A 4,943-nucleotide genomic window follows, 5' to 3' on the forward strand; every position below is an offset into this window, starting at 1 on the left:
CGCAAATCCAAGAAGGTTTCAACAATTATAGTGCAACTGGTTGGATTTGGTCGAGCCGTATTATTCCTGACCAAGGAACTTACTTCTCTTCATTCTTTGCTTACATGTCATACAACTACAGCTCTTCACACATTAGAAACGACCCTAAGTGTATCAATGCTGATCTTTATGATATGATTCCTGCAACAGATGTGAGAAAAGGTTTCTGGGCAGTTACTCAGGCAGAAATGGATGCAATTGACATTCCAGGCAATTTCGCAAAGTATCCTTACATGAACACTAAGTTTAAATCCCCTGGCGCTGGAACACTTGGTGATGGTGACATCGTTTTGATGCGTACTGCTGAGATGATCTTGATTGAAGCCGAGGCGAATGCTCGTTTAGGTGTTGCTAACGAACCAGCAGCTAGAACTGCTCTATTCTCTTTAGTTTCTCAGCGTGATCCAAATGCTGTAATCAGCACTAACACCGGACAAGCACTTATCGATGAAATCTTGGTTCAAAGAAGAATTGAGCTTTGGGGTGAAGGATTCAACTTCCTTGATCTTAAAAGAGCAAACTTGCCTTTGAAAAGATCAACTAGAGGTAGCTTCAGCCTTACTCAGGCTAGAATTACAGAAGTACCTGCTGGTGATTTACAGTGGCAGTGGTTCTTCCCTATTAGCGCTATTAACGTGAACCCTAACTTGGTTCAGAACGATTAATAAAACGATGAAGGTTTAAAACCTTCATATCAATAAATGACAGAAGCCCAATTGTATCAATTGGGCTTCTTCTTTTTTAATACTAATAATAAAATGTAAGTACTAAGTAAAATTAAGAAGACATTACCTAATAATTTAAACCCTAAAACACAGAATTGAAGCAGCCTCAAAAGGGCTGCTTTTTTTATGTCATAAAATTTTGAAAAACCCTCTTAAAAGGATTTAAACGCACATTTCATTAAAAATAAGTCATCAAGCTTCATATTCATACTTATTAATTTTTTAATACAAATAAATTACCGAAACAATACCAACATAAAGAGCTGTATATCAACAGCATGATAATATAACACTGAACACATTTATATATAAACTCTATGGAGATGTATTTTTACAATTACAATTAACTTAAAACATGTTCAAATATGAACAATAAAAGCCCATAAATAACAACCTTCTGGCATACCGTTAAAATCAATATATAACCACACAGATAAGCATACAACCTAATGATCACCTTAAAGTACCCTAACCTTGCTCTTTGGGGGTTATTAGGCCAAACAAATAAATTACTTATAAATGTTAAAATTCAAGATCAAAGTTATGCTCATTTTGCTACTCATTAGTAGCAGCGTAATGGGTCAGCAACGTACCGTGGAGGGTACTGTGCTAGATGAATTCGGTTCGAGTTTTCCAGGCGTGACTGTTTCGATTAAAGGAACAACCACAGGAATGACAACAGGATCGGACGGTAAATACTCGTTATCAGTAAATGCTGATAATGCAGTTCTTGTGTTCAGGTTTTTAGGTTACAAAACCAAAGAAGAACCTGTTGGCAATAGAACCACAATCAATGTAACAATGGTACCTGACGTTATTGACGCTGGAGAAGTTGTGGTTGTAGCTTACGGAACTCAAGATACTAAGAGTATCACAGGTTCAGTAACTTCGCTCTCGGCAGAGAAAATCAAAGACAGACCAATTTCAAATGCAATTTCTGCGCTTGGTGGTTCTGGCCCAGGTATTCAAGTAACAACTGCTACAGGACAACCAGGTGATAGCCCTGCCATCAGATTAAGAGGCATTGGCTCTATCAACGGTAACAACAGCCCTTTCATTGTGGTTGACGGTGTACCTTTTAGTGGTAACATTAACAGGATTAACCCTGATGACATTGAGTCAGTTTCTACTTTGAAAGATGCGGCTTCTACTTCATTATATGGCGCTAGAGCAGCAAACGGTGTAATTATCATTACAACCAAACAAGGTAAGAAAAACTCTGCACCAACTTTCTCTTTCACAACAAAGCAAGGCGTATCTGCTAGAGGTATTCAAGAATATGACAGACTTGACCCTTTAGCTTATTACCAAGCGTATTGGGAAGCACTTAGAAATGACAAAGTAACAGCAGGAACAGATCCTACTACCGCTGGCGCAGAGGCTTCAGCTGAATTAATTGACCTTCTGCACTACAACGCAACAAATGTTGCTGACAATCAAATTATCAATGCAGATGGTTCTATCAACCCTAATGCTAGCATTAGATATTCTTCTGACGATTTAGATTGGTTTGCTCCTATCGAAAGATTAGGTTACAGACAAGAGTACAACTTCAGCGCAAGAGGTGCTACTGACAGAGCTGATTACTATGCTTCTATTGGTTATTTGAATGAAAAAGGGGTGTTCAAAAACTCTGATTTCGAAAGATATACCCTAAGAACAAACGTTAATGTTGATGTTCTTGATTGGTTGAAAGTTGGAGTAAACAACTCTGGTGATATCAGAATGACAAACTCTGTAACAAGTGGTGGTTCTGGTTTCGCTAACGCATTCTACAATGCAAGAAGAATGGGACCTATTTTCCCAGTATATGCAATTGATGATCAAGGTAACTACATCACTGACCCTGATTTTGGTACTAAAGCTTTCGATAGAGGTGATGGTAGATTTGGATTACCAACTAGACCAAATAATACTTCTGGTAGACAAGCTCCTGAAGAGTCACTTTTGAACAACAGTTTAACTGAAGCTTTATTCTTTAGAACTGTAGGTTATGTGGAGTTAACTCCAATCAAAAACCTTAGCGTAAAAATCAACGGTAGTGTGGATATCGGAACTGCAAATGGCCAATTCTATGGTAACCCATACGTAGGTGATTATATCCCAGTAGGTAGAGCCACTAAGAGCGCCAACTTTGACATCACTACTAACTTTAACCAGTTGATCAACTACTCTTTAGATTTAGATTCTAGAAACAGTTTTGACATCTTATTGGGTCACGAAAGTTATGGCATTAAAAACAACGACTTTAATGCTGCAAAAACAGGTTATATCGTATTAGACAACCCTGTTTTAGATAACTATACTACTATTGTTTCTGCTAACTCTCAGATTGACAGATACAAAACTGAAGGTTATTTCTCAAGAATTAACTACAACCACAACGACAGATATTTCGCTTCTTTCTCTTTCAGAAGAGATGGTACTTCTAGATTCTCTAAAGATGCTAGATGGGGTAACTTCTGGTCTGTTGGCGGTAGCTGGAGAATGAGCGAAGAAGCTTTCATGAGCGGCATGAGCTGGATTGATGAATTAAAACTTAGAGCATCATACGGACAAACTGGTAATGACAACGTAGGCGGATACTATCCTTCTCAAACATTATACTCTTCTGGTAGAAACAACGGTGCTAACGCTGGTTTCTTTAGCTATAGCGTTGGAAACAACGGTCTTCAGTGGGAGAAAAACACTTCTGCTGACGTAGCTGTTGACTTCGAAGTACTAGGAAGAGTTAGAGGTACTGTTGAATACTTCAACCGTTACTCTGACAACCTATTGTTCTCTGTGCCAATTCCAAGTGAATCAGGCTATACTTCTCAGAACAGAAACATTGGTAAAATGGTAAACAGAGGTTTAGAGTTCGATGCTAACGTTGACATCTTAAAATCTTCTGGTGGACTTGAGTGGAACTTTGCTTTAAACGCTACAGTACTGACAAACGAAATCACCAAATTACCTGAGTCTTCAAGAGAAAACGGTATCATTAATGGAACTAAGAAGCTTTTAGAAGGCAGATCAATTTATGACTTCTGGTTGAAAGACTGGTATGGTGTTGATCCTGACACAGGTAACCCACTTTACGTGTACGATCCTGAATCAGAGTCTACTCCTAACAACCTTTTGAGAGAAATCAATGGTGTTCAGGTGACCACTAACCAAAACAATGCAATTTACCACTACAGCGGCTCTTCTATTCCTGACGTTTATGGTGCATTCACAAACAGCCTAAACTACAAAGGATTTAGCCTTTCTGTAATGTTTGCCTACAGCCTAGGTGGTAAAATCTATGATGGTAACTATGCAGGCTTAATGGGTGTTCTTGATGGCGGAGCCCTTAGCGTTGGTATTGCTGACAGATGGCAAAAGCCAGGTGACATCACTGATGTACCTAGAATCTCTATCAACAACAACACAAACAACGTAGCAGGCTCTGACAGATGGTTGACTGATGCTTCATTCTTAAACCTTAGAAACATCAACTTAGGATACGAGTTCAAAAAAGCCTCTCTTCAGAGCTTAGGAATCTCTAGCCTTAGAACTTATGTTTCGGCTGAAAACCTATTCTTCGTAAGTGCAAGAAAAGGCATGAACCCTATGGAGTCGTTTAACGGAACACAAAATGTTGGACTTTACCCTCCTTCAAGAGTATTAACCTTGGGCGTTAACCTAAACTTCTAAAACAAAGACAATGAAATACATTTCAAAAATAATTTTACTCTTCATTGTACTGGCTATAAGCTCATGTAATGAAGAATACCTAGAAACTGCCCCTACCGATCAGCTTGGAGCTGATGAAGTACTGAGCACTATTGTTAACCAAAGAGCTGCTTTGGAAGGAATTCACCGCTATATGTATGGATCTGGTGGTTCTCAAGATGAGGCAGGAGGTTATGGCGACCACTTGATCAACTACGATTTCTTAGGACAAGATGTAGTTAACCCACAAAGGGGTTCTGGTTGGTTTATTGCCGTTCACCAATGGCTTGAGCACAGATCTAACACAAGTTCTTTAGTAAATCAGACTTACAATTTCTACTACACAATTATTGTTAATGCCAACAACATTATCAATTCAATTGACAACGTAGAAGGAAGTGATGATGAGAAGAACAACATCAAAGGTCAGGCTTATTTCTACAGAGCTTTCGGGCACTATATGCTTGTTCAGCTTTATGCTGA

The 4,943-nt window shown here is 38.7% G+C and carries 3 protein-coding genes; all 3 read left to right on the forward strand.

What is annotated here, in order from left to right; translation table 11 throughout:
* Positions 1-704: RagB/SusD family nutrient uptake outer membrane protein (locus tag OB69_RS17795; RefSeq protein WP_157608628.1), on the forward strand; the 704-nt coding region annotated here is incomplete at its 5' end.
* A 579-nt stretch (positions 705-1,283) separates the two neighbouring features.
* Complete coding sequence (locus tag OB69_RS17800) at positions 1,284-4,442, forward strand: SusC/RagA family TonB-linked outer membrane protein (RefSeq protein ID WP_053225111.1); 3,159 nt, start codon at positions 1,284-1,286, stop codon at positions 4,440-4,442.
* A gap of 10 nt (positions 4,443-4,452) precedes the next feature.
* Positions 4,453-4,943 (forward strand): RagB/SusD family nutrient uptake outer membrane protein (locus OB69_RS17805; RefSeq protein WP_185096927.1); only part of this gene is annotated, 491 nt, incomplete at its 3' end.

The sequence above is a fragment of the Roseivirga seohaensis subsp. aquiponti genome, assembly GCF_001267955.1.
Classification (GTDB): Bacteria; Bacteroidota; Bacteroidia; order Cytophagales; family Cyclobacteriaceae; genus Roseivirga; species Roseivirga seohaensis.

Excerpts from the sequence above, each read along its gene's own strand:
- OB69_RS17800 (WP_053225111.1), top strand. The coding sequence starts at position 1,284 with ATGTTAAAATTCAAGATCAAAGTTATGCTCATTTTGCTACTCATTAGT.